The sequence below is a fragment of the Photobacterium sp. genome, from assembly GCF_057456235.1.
This window is the reverse complement of sequence record NZ_JBVCPH010000008.1, coordinates 24,954-43,803: the sequence shown is the minus strand read 5'-3', so window position 1 is coordinate 43,803 and position 18,850 is coordinate 24,954. Positions and strand designations below refer to the sequence as shown.

The 18,850-nt window shown below is 43.3% G+C and carries 20 protein-coding genes and 2 pseudogenes; 9 read left to right on the top strand and 13 right to left on the bottom strand.

All coding sequences use genetic code 11. The features are described 5' to 3' along the window. Positions 1-310: 310 nt before the first annotated feature. From rpoS to AC2204_RS10885, 3 genes and pseudogenes are all read right to left on the bottom strand, one after another. Entirely contained in the window at positions 311-1,186 is an 876-nt protein-coding gene (gene rpoS, locus AC2204_RS10895) for an RNA polymerase sigma factor RpoS (protein WP_318925519.1), read from the bottom strand. Positions 1,187-1,611: 425 nt separating this feature from the next. After that, on the bottom strand, positions 1,612-1,806 hold the full coding sequence (locus AC2204_RS10890) for a M41 family metallopeptidase (protein WP_318925518.1): 195 nt from the start codon (positions 1,804-1,806) through the stop codon (positions 1,612-1,614). A 17-nt stretch (positions 1,807-1,823) separates the two neighbouring features. Then, positions 1,824-1,940 (bottom strand): annotated as a pseudogene (locus tag AC2204_RS10885) (AAA family ATPase); the annotation flags it as partial. 179 nt (positions 1,941-2,119) lie between these two features. Here AC2204_RS10885 and AC2204_RS10880 point away from each other — a divergent pair. From AC2204_RS10880 to AC2204_RS10870, 3 genes and pseudogenes are all read left to right on the top strand, one after another. Next, complete coding sequence (locus AC2204_RS10880; protein ID WP_318925517.1) at positions 2,120-2,620, top strand: GNAT family N-acetyltransferase; 501 nt, start codon at positions 2,120-2,122, stop codon at positions 2,618-2,620. A 513-nt stretch (positions 2,621-3,133) separates the two neighbouring features. Further along, positions 3,134-3,751, top strand: coding sequence for a homoserine/homoserine lactone efflux protein (rhtB, locus tag AC2204_RS10875; RefSeq protein WP_318925516.1), 618 nt, complete (start codon positions 3,134-3,136; stop codon positions 3,749-3,751). Positions 3,752-3,776: 25 nt separating this feature from the next. Next, positions 3,777-3,854, top strand: a pseudogene (locus tag AC2204_RS10870) (IS6 family transposase); the annotation flags it as partial. Positions 3,855-4,360: 506 nt separating this feature from the next. Here AC2204_RS10870 and yciH read toward each other — a convergent pair. After that, positions 4,361-4,684: a stress response translation initiation inhibitor YciH gene (gene yciH / locus AC2204_RS10865; RefSeq protein ID WP_318925515.1), complete on the bottom strand. Its 324-nt coding sequence runs from the start codon at positions 4,682-4,684 to the stop codon at positions 4,361-4,363. 120 nt (positions 4,685-4,804) lie between these two features. On the opposite strand from yciH, the gene AC2204_RS10860 reads away from it, so the two are divergent. Continuing rightward, positions 4,805-5,422, top strand: a complete 618-nt coding sequence (locus tag AC2204_RS10860; RefSeq protein ID WP_318925514.1) for an HAD family hydrolase — start codon at positions 4,805-4,807, stop codon at positions 5,420-5,422. Between the two features lie 91 nt (positions 5,423-5,513). Then, complete coding sequence (locus tag AC2204_RS10855) at positions 5,514-6,026, top strand: ATP-dependent zinc protease family protein (protein WP_318925513.1); 513 nt, start codon at positions 5,514-5,516, stop codon at positions 6,024-6,026. Between the two features lie 96 nt (positions 6,027-6,122). Here the strand turns inward: AC2204_RS10855 and AC2204_RS10850 are convergent, their stop codons facing one another. Continuing rightward, positions 6,123-6,485: a DUF3319 domain-containing protein gene (locus tag AC2204_RS10850; RefSeq protein WP_318925512.1), complete on the bottom strand. Its 363-nt coding sequence runs from the start codon at positions 6,483-6,485 to the stop codon at positions 6,123-6,125. Between the two features lie 243 nt (positions 6,486-6,728). Here AC2204_RS10850 and AC2204_RS10845 point away from each other — a divergent pair, with 243 nt between their 5' ends. Further along, complete coding sequence (locus AC2204_RS10845) at positions 6,729-7,700, top strand: tyrosine-type recombinase/integrase (RefSeq protein ID WP_318925511.1); 972 nt, start codon at positions 6,729-6,731, stop codon at positions 7,698-7,700. Between the two features lie 40 nt (positions 7,701-7,740). Here AC2204_RS10845 and AC2204_RS10840 read toward each other — a convergent pair whose 3' ends face one another. From AC2204_RS10840 to AC2204_RS10820, 5 genes are all read right to left on the bottom strand, one after another. Beyond that, positions 7,741-8,382, bottom strand: coding sequence for a putative adenosine monophosphate-protein transferase Fic (locus AC2204_RS10840; protein ID WP_318925510.1), 642 nt, complete (start codon positions 8,380-8,382; stop codon positions 7,741-7,743). Beyond that, the gene (locus AC2204_RS10835; protein WP_318925509.1) at positions 8,372-8,566 is read right to left on the bottom strand and encodes a YhfG family protein; all 195 of its coding nucleotides are present in this window, start codon (positions 8,564-8,566) and stop codon (positions 8,372-8,374) included. Before AC2204_RS10835 ends, AC2204_RS10840 begins: the two co-directional genes overlap by 11 nt. A 143-nt stretch (positions 8,567-8,709) precedes the next feature. After that, complete coding sequence (locus tag AC2204_RS10830) at positions 8,710-9,702, bottom strand: D-alanine--D-alanine ligase (protein ID WP_318925508.1); 993 nt, start codon at positions 9,700-9,702, stop codon at positions 8,710-8,712. A gap of 210 nt (positions 9,703-9,912) precedes the next feature. Then, positions 9,913-10,467 (bottom strand): sugar O-acetyltransferase, encoded by a 555-nt coding sequence (locus tag AC2204_RS10825; protein WP_318925674.1) that lies wholly within the window; start codon positions 10,465-10,467, stop codon positions 9,913-9,915. Between the two features lie 74 nt (positions 10,468-10,541). Then, a complete protein-coding gene (locus AC2204_RS10820; RefSeq protein ID WP_318925507.1) occupies positions 10,542-11,135 on the bottom strand; it encodes an SPOR domain-containing protein in 594 nt (197 codons plus the stop codon). 173 nt (positions 11,136-11,308) lie between these two features. Here AC2204_RS10820 and AC2204_RS10815 point away from each other — a divergent pair, with 173 nt between their 5' ends. Together AC2204_RS10815 and AC2204_RS10810 are read left to right on the top strand one after the other, a co-directional pair. Further along, positions 11,309-11,818, top strand: coding sequence for a DUF2301 domain-containing membrane protein (locus AC2204_RS10815; protein WP_318925506.1), 510 nt, complete (start codon positions 11,309-11,311; stop codon positions 11,816-11,818). A gap of 166 nt (positions 11,819-11,984) precedes the next feature. Further along, entirely contained in the window at positions 11,985-14,687 is a 2,703-nt protein-coding gene (locus AC2204_RS10810) for a bifunctional acetate--CoA ligase family protein/GNAT family N-acetyltransferase (protein WP_318925505.1), read from the top strand. 77 nt (positions 14,688-14,764) lie between these two features. On the opposite strand, the gene AC2204_RS10805 is transcribed toward AC2204_RS10810, so the two are convergent. Continuing rightward, positions 14,765-15,658: a LysR family transcriptional regulator gene (locus AC2204_RS10805; protein WP_318925504.1), complete on the bottom strand. Its 894-nt coding sequence runs from the start codon at positions 15,656-15,658 to the stop codon at positions 14,765-14,767. A gap of 474 nt (positions 15,659-16,132) precedes the next feature. On the opposite strand from AC2204_RS10805, the gene AC2204_RS10800 reads away from it, so the two are divergent. After that, complete coding sequence (locus AC2204_RS10800) at positions 16,133-16,396, top strand: hypothetical protein (RefSeq protein WP_318925503.1); 264 nt, start codon at positions 16,133-16,135, stop codon at positions 16,394-16,396. 147 nt (positions 16,397-16,543) lie between these two features. On the opposite strand, the gene AC2204_RS10795 is transcribed toward AC2204_RS10800, so the two are convergent. Beyond that, positions 16,544-18,604, bottom strand: a complete 2,061-nt coding sequence (locus AC2204_RS10795; protein WP_318925672.1) for a methyl-accepting chemotaxis protein — start codon at positions 18,602-18,604, stop codon at positions 16,544-16,546. Between the two features lie 2 nt (positions 18,605-18,606). After that, on the bottom strand, positions 18,607-18,783 hold the full coding sequence (locus AC2204_RS10790; protein WP_318925502.1) for a hypothetical protein: 177 nt from the start codon (positions 18,781-18,783) through the stop codon (positions 18,607-18,609). Positions 18,784-18,850 lie beyond the last annotated feature (67 nt).

Sequence of the window (18,850 nt, the reverse complement as noted above, 5' to 3'; positions counted from 1 at the left end):
GTAAGAATATCAGGATAACTCCCAGCATTATTGTTTTGTATTTCATTTGTTTCTCTCATTCCATCAGGGGATGAACATAGATACACGATGCTAATGCTCTGTAGCAAGGATATAACTATCATGATATTTAATATGCTGATCTCACTCTGGAAAATGGGGATGGCACTTCAAAAGTTGTTACTACAGTGAGATCTTGATCAAGTCTATAAGCAAGGCTGAAAACGATAAAATAGGGTTTCAGGAGGTTCTGAACAAGAGCACCAAATTATTTAGTGCTCCTATTTAAGTGACAATGTCATGCGGTGTGGTGTTACGCAGTTTCGGCGAAAAGAGTTGCCATATCGTAATTATCGCGATGCAGGGTGTTCTTAAGTTTCTTCAAAGAGCTAACCTGTAGTTGACGAATGCGTTCACGCGTTAAGCCAACTTCATCGGCAACTTGTTGAAGTGTTTGGGCTTCATACCCCAGTAACCCAAATCGACGGCAAAGAATTTCGCGATCTCGTTGATTTAAACTCTCTAGCATTGCCATAGCCAGCTTACGAACATCAAGTTGATCGACATGCGTTTCAGGGCTAGTTGATGAATCATCAGCAATGAAGACTGAAATCGACTGAGAATTAGCGTCATCACCAATCGTCTGATCGATAGAAATTACCGGCGCATCATAAGCAAGCACTGAAGTGATATCGTCGACACTACGTTCAAGCTCTTTAGCGACTTCTTCATGGCTAGGATCATGACTGGTATTCTTCATCAACCGCTTATGCGTTCTAAAAATAGTATTGATTTCTTTAGAAACGTGCACAGGCAAACGGATTGTACGGGCTTGGTTATGGATAGAGCGCTCAATGGTCTGCTTTATCCACCATGTGGCATAGGTAGAAAAACGAAAGCCCCGCTCAGGGTCATATTTATCAACCGCTGTTATCAGCCCGATGTTTCCTTCATCAATCAGATCACTAAGTTGCATTCCACTACCGCGGTATTTCTTAGCAATACTCACGACAAGGCGTAAGTTACTCTCAATCATGACCTTTTTAGCCGCCATATCACCAGTAAGACTTTTACGGCTATACAAGATCTCTTCTTTTTTGGTAAGGAGGGGCTTATGTGCAATTTCTCTTAGGTACAACTGAATTACATCAGCATCGAAGCTTTGTGTTTCATGTTTAACGATATCCATATCGATCCCCTAACTGCAAATTGTACGGAGGTACTTCTCTTATATTTATTTGCAACACCAATAAACATTAACATACACCAAGGGTATATTCTACATGTTGAGTATATCGATGTATCAAATTGGAATGAAACTTAGGTATATAATCAAGGCAGGAGCGAAAATACTTCATTACTTCAACTGATGGCGACATTGCAATAGATGATGCGGTTAATAATGCATAGCGTGATAATGAAACTAATTGTCAATTATCAAATATTTATCTCCACTCCATTGAAATGGGGTCTATCCGAAGAAAAGTCTCAAATAGTGGTAGGATATTGCGGAAGGCGAGGGCAGTACTATATGGTTACTTGGAAAGTGTTTTAGCTCACGAGAGGTGACGGCGTCACTAATGGGTTTTCTGGGCCCCAAAATAATTCATCGGGTCAGACAAACCTTAATCTGCTCCCTGCTTCATGTTCCTCAAGTTCATTAATCAGGTTATCCAGCTGTTTCCTGTGACTTACAATTAAATCCATAGCCTGTTTTTCGGCATGGACTAAAAGCTCTTTTACTGCCTTATCAACCGACCGGGCCGAATTTTCGGAAAAGTGGCGTGGCTGGGCTATTTCTTTACCCAAAAACGGATGCTCCTCACTATTTTCAGAATGGCAATACGATCATTACGGTCAGGTAATTCCAGCACCACATGACGATCGAAGCGCCCCGGACGTAAAATAGCCGGATCCAGTACATCCGGTCGATTGGTTGCACTTTTAATTCAACATGCTGTGCTTCAATAACTTGTAGGTTATTGATTATTAATGCCAAAAGTCATAGCATGGCTTAAGTGGAAGTTATCGATTCGACAGATTATTTACCTTGTTATGTCGAGGTATTCGAAATCGGACCGTTGAATACAATGTTATTCATCTCGAAATAAGAGGGTTATCAGTGAGTAGAATAATAATTCGTCATAGTGAGCCTAAAGATGCTCAAGCAATTAAAGAGATTTATGAGTGTGTGAACGCTTATTCAGGGACACTTCAATTACCATATCCATCTGGTAGTGTATGGGAGTCACGAATAGCGAACATACCGGAAAATGTTTATAGCTTTATCGCCGAAATGGACGGGAAAATAGTTGGCAACTTGGGCTTTGAACTTTGTAAAAATCCTCGTCGTCGACATGCCGGCTCTTTTGGTATGGGTGTTCGGGATGAGTATCAAGGTAAAGGGATCGGTAGTGCGCTTTTATCTGCTTTAATTGAGTTAACCGACAAATGGCTCAATGTAAGACGTATTGAGTTGACCGTATATACTGACAATCATTCAGCTATCGCATTGTACAAAAAATTTGGTTTTGTCGTTGAAGGTGAGTCACAATACTACGCGTTCAGAAATGGTCAGTACATAAGTGTTTATCATATGGCACGCATTGGCAGCAATACATAAACAATCAAGGTAATGCATTACACTTGGCAGTTTTGGCATGGCGTTCAAATCTCAACCTGATTCGCAACACGTAAATTTTTAATACCCAAAGGCTAGGGAAGTCGCTTAGCTTTCTTGGCTTGAGCCTTGCGATAAGTGACCACGTTAGAGCACACCGGCACATAATCCAGTTCGCATGGTACTCATCAAACGTCGGCCTTCGGGCGAGACAATCACACAGCGGTGTTCATCAATCTGAAAACCTTGCCTACGGGTATCATCCGGCTGATAGCTACGGGAACGGATGTGTCAACCCAAGTTTGTGAAAAACGATTAACACAAATAGATGCATCAAGATCGCTCAACTTGAGGTCTGGGTGTGATTTGTGTGATAATTAAATGTGACAGTGAATTAGTAAGGGCTTAGATATGTTGCAGCCAGATCTTCCTGTTTCAAATTTCTGACGTATACGATGATTGGGTTGGTACGCCCCTGCTTTTTTCTAATTATTTTCTCTGATTTTGGAATTTTTTGTGAATATTGAAATTTGGGTCGCCTATTTCAGTGCGACGGTTATATACAGTCTGATACCTGGTTCAGGTACAATTAATTCAATCAACAATGGAATGGTATATGGTCTTCGAAAATCAGTGATTTCGATTATTGGTCTGCAAATTGGCCTTGCGTTCTATATCATCCTCATCGGCATGGGGGTAGGCGTACTTGTTTCACAGTCGGCTATCGCGTTTACGGCAATCAAGTGGGTGGGGGTGACTTATCTTATCTGGCTGGGGATCCAAAAGTTCCAGGAAAATGCCACCACTAGCTCAGTTGGCGCACCACTGGAAACCTCTGAATGGAGGCTGTTCAGGAAGGCAATTGTAGTGAACCTTACCAATCCAAAAACAGTCATTTTCTTTGCCGCTCTGCTGCCGCAGTTTCTTGATCCTACAGGTTCACAAAACCTGCAGATTATCCAAATGGGAACAACAACTATCGTGGTAGATACTTGCGTGATGTTGATCTACGTCATCTTGGCCGCCAAGCTGTCCAGATACATCCAGTCTCCACGGATCTTAAAAAAGCTCAACCGCGTTTTTGGCTCGATGTTTATCAGTTGCGGTGCCCTGCTGGCTGCGGCTAAGGCATAGCTCCAAAAGCTAATTAAAAACCAGCAACTCATACGCCAATGCGATAGCCCGCTTGAAGAAGGAGCGACGACTGCGAGCTGATGTCGAGCAGCGGCAAGTGAAATCTGCTCGTCGGATTCGTTTATCACAAACATCTCGGATAGCATTCAGGCGTAAAATCTCTTTGTCATTCATAGTTACCAACATCGTTTGTTAACCTCACATCGACCAGATAGATACTGATCACCGTAGGAAAAACAGGACATTTTCACTTTGCAGAAAAGAGACACTTTAGCTTTGTGGCTACACCCTCAGTGCGCATTATGTACCTTATGTTAAATAGGTAGTTATGAATGATGACCCATCATGATGACCCATCATGACGGCCTTTAATATTCAGCTGTAATTGATGCTCTGTCCTCTTCATTTTACCATTGAGCAAACTAGTACGGTGAATTTAACAGTATTTACTATTTACCATAAAATAGGTAATAAACACTTTCTTTTTAGTCCTGCTGCAAATGGTCAGTTTGCCTGGTTCTACAAAGTCTGTGTTTATTCTTGTACTGCGATTTGGTTTGAGACTAATGCCAAGAAAAAAGCCTGAAGAACTTTCAGGCTTTAAAGTGATTATCCCCCCGCAAGTTTTACGGTGTGACCTTTTTTTTCTAACGCGGCTTTGATGATATCGCGTTTATCGCCCTGGATCTCAATTGTTCCATCTTTGACGGAACCGCCGCAACCGCAAACTTTCTTGAGCTCTGCAGCTACAAGTTTAAGTTGGGCATCTTCCATGTCCAGTCCTGTGACAATACAAACACCTTTGCCTTTACGGCCTTTGGTTTGGCGCTGAATGCGAACAATGCCATCACCAGCTTGGCGTTGCGGTGCGACTTTTTCTTCTTTGATTCGGCCTGTTTCTGTTGAGAATACTAAGCGGCTGTTATCATTCATTATATAACAATCTCGTGATTTTCTATGATTTGTGAGTCTGGTAACTAAGACTACCCATGTACCTTGCGCATTACCAGTTAAGGAATATTATCAATAAAAGGTAGTTGAACGGAAACGCTTATGATCCGTAATGTCATTTTTGATTTTGGGGCTGTGCTTTTTCAATGGAATCCTTGCAAAATCGTTCAAACATTCACGGATTCAAAGTACGAGCAACAGCTGTTATTGAATCAAGTTCTCCAGCATCCTGATTGGTTATCTCTCGATCGAGGGACGATGCTGATTGCTGAAGTTATTCCGAAATGTGCCGCCAGAACGGGGTTTTCTGAATCGAGAATGGAAGACTTTTTTGACCATATTCTCAACAGTCTAGTTAAGATTAGTTGTACACAAACACTTTTCTATCAAATATTAGATCATCACTACTCTATTTACTATCTGACCAACATGAGCAGTGCATTTTTTGAAACCCTTAACGAGCGCCATAGCTTTCTATCACTGTGTAAAGGTGGCCTGGTGTCAGGTAAAGAGCTGATAGTAAAACCAGATCCTGAAATATTCGAATTGCTACTTGAGCGATATAACTTACAAGCTGATGAATCCCTCTTCATTGACGACAGCGAAGATAACATTAAGTCAGCACGCAGCTTAGGGTTTCACACCGTACGTTTTGAGCAATCTGATGAGTGTTTAGAAGCCATTTATGATTTGTTAGATCTTACTAAGATCATTGAGTAAGATATCTTCAGAGTTCTTGTTGGTGAACAATATCTTGAATCTATTGTCTACTATTGATACTAAGGCTAACAGCTAACTTATCGGAGACTATGTGAATAAAATTCTACTATCAGCTGTGATTTTTCTTTCAGCCACATCCAGTTTTGTCACGGCAAACACTAAAATTCAAGATCACAAATCCATTGTTGGCCAGGTTGAAACAATCAAGGTTCACGAGCTCGGTATGGACTACAAAGCACGCATTGATACTGGTGCTGCCACAACATCTATCCATGCTATTGATATTACAGTGACAGGCGAAGATAGTGATAGTGATGATATGCGTGATCACTTAGGCGAAACCGTTGAGTTTACTTCAATGAATGAAAATGGTGAAAAAACCAGATTCAAGGGACGAATCATTAAAGTCAGTAAAATCCGTAATGCTCAGGGTGTAGAACGTCGATATGCGGTTAAAATGGATCTTGGCTGGAATGGTGAGCACAAGAGAGTCTCGGTCAACCTGAGAGATCGCGGCAAGTTAGAGTATAAATTACTAATAGGTCGTAACTGGCTTGAAGGTAGCTATTTAGTTGATGTGGAAAAGGCAGATGAAGACGATTAATCAGTCCCCTCTTCATCTTTTTTAATCCTTATAAAAAATGCCCTTTTGGGCATTTTTTCTGCGAATAAAACCACCACAGATGCGGCTTTAGCTGATTCATTTCTTACTTAGCTTTTCGAGCACTAGATCAAGGTGCCTTTTAATTGCAACGGGGGAACCTTTCAGCAGTTGCCCTCTTAGAATAATATACCATTCGTTTGGTTTGCCACTGTCATTCATGAGTTTGAAGCCTTTGTAGTTTTCAAAGTTTGAAGCTGCTTGCTGGTTTTGGCTCGACCCCTCACGTTCAAAACTTTCCGGTGGCAAGAATGTTTTCATATCACACCACCAATCGACGCTTTTCTTTAATAGCGCTAAACGACCAGAGATGGCATTACCGTTGATAGTTGTTTTCCAACCGTCTGGTGAACCAGTTGTGTTTTCAATGTTATAACTGCGATGGAACAGTCTCTTTTTCATCCATGCTCCTTCGCTATACGCTTCGACAAGCTGCTGATACAAAAAATAATTATAATAAAGCTCTTATATATTGAAGCATTTATCAATTGCTAATATTGAAGCATTAACCGTTGGTTCTGTATAGAGTTCTGCCTTCTATCAAGCAGATAAATTTCGATTTTGTGTTGTCATCTTATTTTCTGATGGCTGTTTATGGTTATTGGTTTATACTAATAAAGTTATAGTGCATTAGGTGATACTAAAATGGCTAAAAATATTCCCGCGATTAAAAACAATGAGCAACGGAAAATCAGCCAGTCTGCTTTTTCGGAAATCATGGATGGCCTTGATTTCTGGCAATCCCTAACTCATCGTTGCTACGCAAAAAATACTTTATTGGCCTTTAAAAACGACTGGAACACCTTCGTAGCCTATTGTCAGGCGAATAAAGCGTCAGCTCTACCCACCACCGTTCAGACCGTGCATAATTTCATTGAACTGATGTCGAAGACGCGTAAGCTTGCGAGTCTAAAGCGTTACATTGTCACGATCGGACTGGTTCACCGTTGCCATGCCCTGCCCGATCCCTGCTCGCACACTGAGGTAAAACTCGCCATGCGGAAGCAACGTTTAGAGAAGCACGATGACTACCGTCATGCCAAGGGGTTCCGAGATAACCACCTTCAGCAGTTAATCGCACTCCTCGACTTTTCACCGAAGGTTAAAGACATCCGTGATATCGCAATCTGGGCCGTTGCTTTTGAAGCTATGTTGAAACGAAGTGAACTCGCAGATCTAACCGTTGATAAACTCGAAGTAGAAAAAAATGGCCTTATCAATATTATTATCGACGAGCGTATTATTTCTCTTAGTAACGTTGCGTCAAAAGCCCTACAGCGATGGTTAGTCGTGGGTATTATTGATACCGGTTTTGTGTTTCGACGTATTGATCGCCACAGTAATATCGGAGATAAACCGTTAGACCATTCTTCTATCTATCGTGTGTTCCGTCGCGCCAGTGAGGAGCTGGGGTTACCTGCGAAAGTTATTTTCTCAGGGCAATCACCGAGGGTCGGAGCGGTTAAAGATCTGGCTGATTCTGGTTTGTCGATTAGTGAGATACAAACTCAGGGACGTTGGAAAAGCCCGGTAATGCCGGCGCAATATGTCGGCAATACTGAGAAACGAGATCAGGAAATAGCGAAATTTGTAAAAGAGAAACCATGGGAACATTAAACGTAGAGTCTCCCCCATACGGCTTCAACGGGTCTCACTACTATGTTGAACTTGGGCTGTCATTCCAGTGCTCACGATAGCCCTGATGGACGTCGATAGGAACAGTAATACGTTCAAAAAGCTTTTCTAATAAGCCTAAATGGCCAAAATAGCCCGCCTGGTTGGCATCAACCCATTCTTTTAGATTGATCCCTTCCCAGCAGATTTCGTACCCCGCGTTAATGGCCAGTATTTCAAAGAATATGCGCTGTACACGGCCGTTGCCTTCTCTGAACGGATGGATAACATTCAGCTCACAATAGTAATGGGCTATTTTTTTAATAAAATGATCAAAAGGAAGGTCGCAAAGGTAGTTGTCTCGTGCCAGCGCGGCAAACAGGCGTTCAGCTTCTCGTTCGATGTTATGGACATGGCAGAAACGTGTCTGGCCTTTGGTGATATCGACTCGCCTTATCTGGCCAGCCCACCGATATAAATCTTGAAATAAGATATAGTGAATTTTTTTCAGGTATTGAAGATTAAATTGATCAAACTCAGGCTCAAAGTGCTCAGCTCGCACCTTGGTAAAGTCTCGCTCGGCAAGGGCAAGTTCATCCTCATCAAAAATCGATAATTTATTAACCAAAACCGAGCTGCCGGGGTAGCAATCAGGGTCTTGATTCACTCCATACTTATCTCGCATAGCGCTGCTTTAAATTGGCAATTAGTTCAGCTTCACTTAAAGTCTTTGGCTTTTCACCGTGACTCCCGTTCTCAAACTTGATCTTTGTTGGCTCAATATCGAACCCTTCTAGTTGAAGACTTGCCCGGTAATTACGAGCTTGCAAACATTTAAAATGTTCACTTTTTTGCTTCTTCGTTAGCATAGGGCTCCTTGTTGAACATCTATAACGAGTATTACAGGTATCATAAAAAACGCCAGTAAAGCATCATTCTGTAAAATCAGAGAAACTAACTGGCGATAGAGTCAAACACTGTAAATTATACTGCTATCTAACTGACAATAATGTTAGATAGCTGCTGATTTAATGGCGCTTTCAATGAAAGTTGAAAATCTATGACCATGATGTTCCAGCATTTTAGGGAACATGGATATCGGCGTCATCCCCGGGAATGTGTTGATTTCATTAAGCAAAATTTCACCGTCTTCACTTAGGAAAAAATCAATCCGCGACAAGTCTTTTAATTTCATTTGAATGAACGCTTTACGTGCAAAACCACGGATTTGCTCAATTTGTTCGTCACTCAGGTTTTGCGCTTCAACCGTAGTAACGGAATGGCTGTCTGCGCTGTATTTTTCTTCGTAACTGTAGAATTTATCATTCGGGCATGACACTTCACCCGGTTTGGTGATCACAATTTCATCACCATACTGATAAGCAGCAATTTCCAGTTCACGCGGTTTAATTGCTTTTTCAATCAGTACCTGATTTGAATAGGTGAAGGCTTCATTAACAGCTTCGGCTAATTGAGCTTTTTTAGTGACATTGTAACAACCAACCGATGACCCCTGACAAGCCGCTTTGACAAACACCTTACCCCAGTCATCAAACGCAGACTCCGCTATCTGATGTGCAGCTTCATCGTTTTCACTTAAAAAGACGTAGGGGGTATTCGGGATATTCAGAGCATCAAACCACAGCTTGGTGGTAATTTTATTGAAGCAATTAGTACTAGCCTCTGCGCCACACCCCAGATAAGGTAACCCCGCCATGTCTAAGAAGGATTGCAAATCCCCTGTTTCACCGGGGTAACCATGAACACAAGGGATCACATAGTTAACGGATGTTTTTTCATCTCCGATCTGTAAAGACCGATCCAGATTAAGCTGGCATGGCATATTGTTAGTATCAAACCAACCCTCCTCTTTCATCTCAACGCGTGTATAAGAGATGCCTTTAATACACTTGAGTTGTTCTTCAATATAGTTCGCCGAGACGAGAGAAACTTCGTGTTCGGCACTGCCGCCGCCACACAGTAATAAAACATGGATCGAGCTCATGATCATCCTTTGTAGTACATACTCGGCTATTCGAGCCAGCCGATGTCATTGTTATCACTGCTTTGACGTAAGCTGATAAGTTCAAAAAAGGCACGCCAAAGCTATATATCGACTGCCATAATAATAAAAAATAGAGAACTATTGCACCTTTCATGGCCGGTAATAGCTAAATAGATAAAAACTAAGCCTTAGTGCGGTTAAGGTGACTAACTATTGGCCATTCACCAGCGTTTTTATGACTTTGGCAGGTGTCCCCCCAACCATGACGTCTGGCAAAACATCTTTAGTCACTACACTACCCGCAGCTACTACCGAGCGGGCTCCGATGGTCACTCCCTGGCAAATCGAAACATTGCCACCAATCCAGACGCCGTCCTCAACTGTAATCGGCTTGCACCAGGTTTCCCACTTTCGGCGTGAGCGGTGATCCAATGAGTGGGTCGGAGTATAGAACTGCACACCAGGGCCAATCAGTACATTATTACCGATGCGAATATCTGCCCCATCGAGCATGATCACGCCAGCATTGATGAAGGTATAATCACCAATATGCACGGTTTGTCCAAACTCACAGCTGAAAGGTACACGGACAATAGACTCCTTACCAAAAGAGCCGAACAGTTGTCTGAACAAACCAGGATGCTGGTCAGAGCCGGTAGTTTGGATTTTCAGTAAAATACGTTCTGCTTGCTGTCGTAACGCGCTTATTTCCGGATCACGGCCATTGAACAGTTCACCAGAACGCATTTTTTCAAATTCAGTCATCATTGTTAGCCTGCTTCAATAACACCATCAGAAAAAGAGCGCATACAAGCCCTCTTTCTGTTCGTTGTTCTTACCTAATTTAATTTTGTTAAGTTTGGGGTAGAAGACGCTTTAATGTCATCCAGACTACGAATAAACGGACCGTAAGCTTTTACGTCTTGCGGTAAGGCATCTAATGCTCTTTTTGCCTCAGAACGTGTTTCATACTGACCGAATAACAAGGTATACCACGGCAGACCTTCAAGTTTTTTCTTATTCATCCATACCGGTTGATTTGAAGGCAGCTTATTCAGATAGGTGGTAAAACTCTGATTATGACTAAGTGCTAGCACTTGAATGGTATAACTACGACTTGCAATGATTGAATGTTTATAATCCGACGAGGTTTGCGTCGGTTTTACTTGTTTTTCGGGTGGTTGTACTTTCGTTAACTGGAGCTCTTTCGATGAGTCAACCCTAACGACCTTTTGGACAGGAGCTTTTGCTACATCCTCTTTCAGGGCAATAGACTCTTTCTCAGCCTTGGCCTCACGCATTTGCGCCATCGCAGTTATCTGTTTGGTAGAATAAACCTCTTCCGACGATGAACTGATGATTTGTGTTGTTTTATTATCTGATGCGCAACCGGCTAATGCCGTTACGACGGCTAAAACGGCGATTTTTTTCATTACTACTCTGCCAAAACGATTTTCTGTTTTCATTCTGCCGATGGATGGAGCCCCAATCAACCCTAATATGACGTTAGATCAATAACTATCAGCCACATGTCACATGAATCCGATTCTCTTTCGAAATTATCAACAGTACAATACCGTGTTTTTTGACGATATTGGAGTAAACAATGGCCGACCCTCACATTCAAAGTGATTTGGACGGATTAGATAAACTGACCGTTTTGCTTTATCGCTGTGCGCTGACCCTTTCGGCAGCAGCTATGTCTATCGTTGCTTGGGAAACTGAGTTTGCCACCTCTGCACTGATTATTGCCGCATTAATCGCGTCCAGTACCGTTCATATTTATGATAAACGCTTTCGCTGGCTAATTCAGGGAAGTGGACTCTTCGCAGTGATTTGGCTATTAACCGGATTATGGCAACCTTTGGCACTCGGTGCCGCTTTATTTACCTTCAGTGCACTGGCGATTAAAGAATATTTTTGCTTTCAGTTGAAGGTACTGTTAATGACGCCAGTAGCCCTTGCCGGCTTTTGGTTTTGCCTGATATTTAATGAGTTTCAAATCGGGATGGTGTTCAGCATGTCTGGTGCCATATTATTGGCCGTTGCCGCATTCTTTAAATGGCGCATGCCGCTTCATTACGATATTGGTGACAAAACCCGCTATCAGATCTAGCCTTATATGCTGATATAAAAGAAAAAAGGCACATAAACTCAAGCGCTTATTTAAAAGAGCTTGGGTTTGATCACAGCCCCCGTATTTTAGTCAGAAACTCTTTCGAGGTTTAGCTACTATGAATGTTAGCTAGCTGATAGTTAATATCATAATTCGGGGTGAAAATATGGGTGGATTGGATAAACTCCTCAAGCCGAAATCCATTACAGTAATAGGTGCATCAGATAACCCTAATCGTGCCGGAAATGTAGTGATCCGTAACTTGCTGTCAGGCAGCTTTCACGGTCCTATTATGCCTGTTACCCCAAAATATGACGCAGTTGCTGGCGTACTTGCCTACCCTACGATTGATAGCCTGCCCCGAATTCCAGATTTAGCGATTGTTTGCACCAACGCCCACCGCAACGTCGATATTATCGATCAGCTCGGTCAAAAAGGCGTTAAAGTCGCGATCGTGCTGGCTGCGGGGATGAATATGCCTCTTAACCGTCACGGAGAAACAGAAGAGGTCCGCATGTATCAAGTTGCTAAAAAACATGGTATGCGCATCGTCGGCCCAAACAGTATAGGGTTGATTCTGCCGTGGCTTAACCTGAATGCCTCTTTCTCTCCTATTTCCGCCAATAAAGGCAATATCGCTTTTATCTCTCAATCTGCCGCCGTATGTACCACCATTCTGGATTGGGCAAAGAACAAAAGTATCGGTTTCTCGACGTTTCTCTCTCTCGGCGATGCTGGCGACATTAACTTTGCAGAGCTACTCGATTACCTGTGCCGTGACAGCAAAACAGAAGCCATTTTGCTTTATGTCGATTCAATCAAAGATGCCCGCCGCTTTATGTCTGCGGCCCGAGCCGCTGCACGTAATCGTCGGATATTGGTACTGAAAAGTGGCCGTACTCGGGCTGGTAGCGCAGCGGCACACTTGCATACTGGAGGTGAAATCGGGCTGGATGCGGTGTATGACGCCGCCATCCGACGGTCTGGTATGCTACGGGTAAACAACACTCATGAGTTGTTTACCGCCGTTGAAACATTAGCCCACTCCGTTCCCCTGCGCGGTGAACGCCTGGCCATTCTGACCAATGGTGGTGGCCCGGCAATTATGGCCGTTGATGCCTTATCGGACCTCGGTGGTAAATTAGCCGCACTGAGCCCTGAAACCATGGCGAAACTCTCTGGTGTATTACCGGCATGCTGGTCACACGCAAACCCTATCGACATTATCGGCGATGCTGATCTTACCCGTTATGTAAAAGCGATTGAGATCCTTCTCGACAGTGATGATTTTGATGCTTTACTGATCATACACTCACCGTCCGCCATTGCCCCCGGAAATGAAACGGCAAAACGTTTGGTAAGCGTGCTTCAATCTCACCCCCGAACTAAACGATTTAATATTTTGAGCAACTGGACCGGCGAAAATGAAGCAATTATATCGCGCAATATTTTCACTGCAGCCGGCTTCCCAGCCTATCGAACACCTGAAAGTGCTATTTCTGCATTCATGCATCTGGTCCAGTACCGACAGAACCAAAAACAACTGATGGAAACCCCGGTTTCATTTGGTGAAACACCCTGTAATCATCGCCATGTTCATGATGTACTGAATCATATGATTTCTCAGGGCATATCTCATTTGGAAACACATGAAGTACGTCCCGTACTGGAAAGTTACGGCTTTAAAACCCTGCCAACCTGGATAGCGTCTGATGCTGCCGAAGCCGTCCACATTGCTGAACAAATTGGCTACCCGGTTGCCGTAAAACTCCGTTCGCCCGATATTCGCCACAAGTCGGAAATACATGGCGTATTGCTGCATCTGCGTAATGCTGCAGAAGTCGCTAATGGCGCCCAGGCTATTTTAGACCGGGTAGCGCTGAACTATCCGAGTGCACGTATTGACGGTTTACTGGTACAACGCATGGCCAATCGTGCCGGTGCCCAGGAACTGAGAATCTCAGTACATAACGACCCGGTCTTCGGGCCGGTTATTCTGATTGGTGATGATGCCGCAGACTGGGATATACACAAAGATGCTGCCGTTGCGATTCCGCCATTAAATATGGCTCTGGCTCGTTATCTGGTTATTAATGCCATTAAAACGGGGAAAGTTAAACACCGCAATCTGCCGGAGCGTCTCGACATTCCCGCCCTGTGTCAGTTGCTGGTGAAAATTTCTCAACTGATCATCGATTGCCCTGAAATTGTTGATTTTGATATTCATCCGTTACTGGCTGCAGGCGACGATATGACAGTCATTGATGCCTCGATGACGATCCACCATTTTAAAGGCGATAAACAGGCCCGATTAGCTATTCGCCCTTACCCTAAAGAGCATGAAGAACGATTCACCTTAAAAGATGGCCGGACCATTTTGCTGCGCCCGATTCTTCCGGAGGATGAGCCAAAGCACAAAGCTTTTATCTCTGCAGTATCGGTAGATGATCTGTATAAACGCTTTTTCTCTGATATGGGCGAATTTAACCATGAAGCCATGGCAAACTTGACCCAAATTGATTACGACCGTGAAATGGCCTTTGTCGCCATCAGCGAAGTAACCAACGAAAAAGGAGAAAAAGAAGACGTTATTTTAGGGGTGACCCGCGCATTGTCCGACCCCGACAACCAAGAAGCTGAGTTTGCCATTCTGGTCAGATCCGACTTAAAGGGCATCGGCTTAGGCCGGATATTAATGGAGAAAATTATTCGCTACTGCACCCAGCGCGGTATGGTTCGTATAACCGGAATGACCATGCCGTCCAACCACGGGATGATTATGCTGGCGCAAAAAGTGGGCTTTCAAATCGATGTTCAGATGGAAGATGGCATTGTTGAGATGTTGCTTCCTCTCAATACTGGTAAGTAAATCTGACCACAAGAAGACAGACGCCCATGACTACAGAGCGCCTTCTGTTTGTGGATTATTCCCAACCGTCGCGATTCTTACCGCCGCTGTTTTTTCCACAAATTTTCGATGTGTTTAATGCACCAGGTTTTTGCTTTTCCCATTCGAGTACGGTTCCAGGCCAGAACCATGTCTATCTCATAAACAGGGTTATCACCAATCACAACCAGTTCGCCTTTTTCGAGCGCATCCGCAGCATAACAATGTGATAGGGTTCCAATACCGATCCCTTCTTTCAGGGCTATCAATTTATCATTCATCGTACTGACGGTAAGCAAAGGTTGATCATCTAAAATATTGTGCGATAGCGGTGGCATGTTTCGTGCGGTATCTGCAACGGCAATGCCTCGATATTGCCGGCGGATAGCAGGGTCTAACGGGTTATCATGTTGATGAATGGGATGGTCAGGGTGCGCAACCCAAATAGTATCGAGCTTGCCAAGCGGGAGTATTTTCACTTGCGGTGGCGCAACATTCGGCGCAGGAGCAATTAAAATATCAGCCCTATCTTGCGCTAATGCCTCCCAGCCCCCGGCCAGAATTTCTTCCGTAAATCGAATTCGTGTTTTACTTTCTTTGCCCAGTTCATCCACCAGCGGCAACATCCCTTTCAGGCTAACCAAGCCATCAAAAGCGATGTTGATATCCAGCTCCCAACCATGAGCAAGTGCACTGGCATCTGAAATCATGTCATCAGCCGCAGAAAGAAGCAGACGCCCGCGTTCCAGTAACAGCTGACCAGCTTTGGTAAATACCGCGCGATGCCCTGATCGGTCAAAGATCACCAGATCTAAATCTTGTTCGAGTTTTTGAACCTGATAACTCAATGACGATGGGGCTCTGCCAAGATCTTCTGAAGCCGCAGCAAAACTACCGCGACGCTCAATCGCATCCAGCACGAGTAATGCCTCAAAAGATAACAACTTATTCATAACTTATCCTACCCTGACGGCTCTGCTGGTAAATAACTCGGGGTTGTATACCCGATCGCCTTTCTGTGACACCTGTATAGCACTGTATGTGAAGACATGAAAATTTTTTTGAATTAACGAAGTGATGCCATTACACACATCCTTCGCTCCGTTATCTCACACGAATTAATCGATCCGAGATAAAAAATAGTCATATTAATGAATAGGTTTGCATTATCTGGTGTATTTCCCCTGATAAATTTCTTACCTAGCTGACAATTTACTCACAAAGTTGAATATCCAGTGTTGCCTGACTAATATTCACATCACTGGCATCTATCTTGACCATCACGTTATCGTGTTGATGTTCAAGAGTAAATATACGGTTCGTTGATCCAAGTTAAGATTTGTCCGACAAAAGTCGGATACAGTGGCTACACCCACGGCAGGAAAAGTGGAATTAGTTTTAAAATCAAGCATTAAGGACGAATCAATATGAATAAAACTTCTCAATCACTCTCTCAGACTATTTCATCCCTCACGCATTACACCTCTCAAATGCCGTCTGAACTCGAACAAGCATCGCAACAGATAAGCCTTGTTCAAGAAGAGCTCACCCGTGCGCTTGTTGCACTTGAAAATAACGATAATGTGTCAGTAAAAAAAGCGCTGCTCTCTGCGATAGACGAAATAGACGGTAGCATACAACGCCCATCCCAACTTAAATTCGAGCCATCCGAACCGGCACTTGCAGGCTAATAACATCTGCCTACGCCAGTAACGATAAAAAGCTGGAAGCCTTGAAAAAGGCAGGCTGCCAGCTTTCATTTTAGGTCCACGTTTTGCGAACGCCTTGACTGAAGGCTCTGTCGCTATAATATTCCAAGCAATAGAGCCAGCCTCGGACTATTGTAATTTAAACTTACTAACCAGCTCGTCCAATTGTGCATTGGCAGCAGACAGGCTTTGCGTACTGTCGACCGTAGCTTGCCCGTTTTGAGTCAACTCATGAACCATCTCGCGGATGTTGTTCATATTGCGGCTGACTTCTTCGGTTACCGAACTCTGCTCCTCTGAAGCGGTTGCAATCTGAGTACTGAGATCATTAATTTCGACAATGGATCCTGTCACGGCATCCAGACTGTTTGATACCCGATCGGCCTTTTCAGCGGTACGTTCGCAGCTTGTTTTCGTCACATCCATTGCAGCGACCGCACTAGCAGCATCCTGACGTAATGTTGCTAAGATCTCATTAATTTCAGCGGTGCTGGACTGGGTTCGTGCGGCAAGCGATCGTACTTCATCGGCAACAACAGCGAAGCCTCGTCCTTGCTCTCCGGCGCGTGCGGCTTCAATAGCCGCATTAAGTGCCAGCAAGTTAGTCTGATCGGCAATTTCACCAATCACACCTAATACACTGACAATTTTATGAGTATTCTCGTTCATCGTGTTGATGCTCGATGAGGCGGTAGCTACTTCCTCCACCAGAACAACCATACTGCCAGATGCCTCAAGCACATCATCTTTTGCCAACATCGCTTTGTTATTCGCTTTTTGGGTGTTAGTGGCCGTCTCGGTAGCATTCTGCGCAACGGTTTCAGCCGTTGCGCTCATTTCAGTAATAGCCGCGACAACTTGATCTGTTTCTAATGCGTGCTTGTTCAGCGCCTGGTTATTTAAGCCCGACTGTACATCAAGCTGCTTGATCCCCTCGGAGATATGAGCAGAAGCTTGAGAAATTTCCAGGATCATGGATTGCAGGTAAATAATGAAGTTGTTGACTGAATTGCCAATATCGCCCAGCTCATCATGAGAAGTAATATCAATCCGCGAGGTTAAGTCAGCTTCACCAGTCGATAAGGTATCAATACGCTCTTTAAGAACCACTAAGCCTTTAACAATGATGTTAAGTGCCCACACAACCACAAGCAAAGATATTATGAGTAGCACAACAACTATTGCTGTACTCATGTATACTTTTTCGGAAAATATCTTTTGCGTAGCACTTGTTAAGCTATTTTTAATGCCTGTGATCTCGCTCTCATACGCCCCGGTCGCAATTGTCCAGCCCCATTTAGGGAAAATATTTCGGGCATAAACAATTTTATTTTCTGTTTCTTTGGTATTTGGGTTTTCGAAAACTATTTTAGTAAACGTTTCAGATTTACCGTTTATGGCGTTCGCTACGACCTTGTTTGGAATTGTGCCGATAAGAGACGATTTGGGGTGAGCCAAAATCTTGCCGTCCTTGTCTTGTATCCAAAAGTAGCCATTCTCCCCATACTTGGATGAATTGATGGTATGCAGTGCCGCTTCAAGGTTATCTTGTCTTAGTTCGCTTAAGTATTCACCCGTGCCAACAACAAGGTTTAGAGGTTCAAAGTAAAAAGAGGCAGCCAGCTTGTCTTCCGCTTTATTTGTTTTAGGATTGATGAAGAAAAAACGGGTAAAACCAATCGTGCTCCCTTTGGCATCACTGACAATATCTCTTGCGTACAGATTGCCTTTGATATCTTTACTGTCATAAGAACTCGTTCCTATAAGCTTTCGATTGGCTCCATGTGCCTTGTTAACCAGCGATGTTGCATCATAGGAAAAGAGATAACGACCATCATTCCAGTGATGCTCATTAATAAAAGCATAAATACTCGCTTCGGCATCAGCAGCAGAGGTACTGTTTTTATAAATACCGTCAATGGTATTTATAATGTCTGATACCTCGGCAGCTAAGTCTGCCTTAATGTTTTCCAGCTTAGTTCTTTCATAATAACTCGAAATGGATTGGGTCACGGTGTCAACTTGCCCAATTAAGTTGTCATTCAGCATTTCAGTTACTTTTTCATCTACATTGCTATGTTCTGTCGCAAGCACAGATTTCTGAGTATCCACAAGACTGATAATAAAATAGGCACTTAGTATAAGAATGGGCACTAAAAACAATATCAATAACTTAGCTTTTATTGTCATCTTCACAATTTAATTCCTTTGCTTTTTTTCATGTATATTTTTTCACCAAGTCTTCCTGAGGAAACTTGCAGCGCGGCATACATAAAAATCCAGCCTGACCAGAACATATTAAAGATCGACCACCATGCGGGGATACCGACCTTTTGCATGGCTGGTTGATTTATAGCGCTTTCATTCATGACACTTCCTTTTTCACGATTCTCAAATATTTTTTATTTACGCCTATCGAGGTAAAAATTTAAAGTG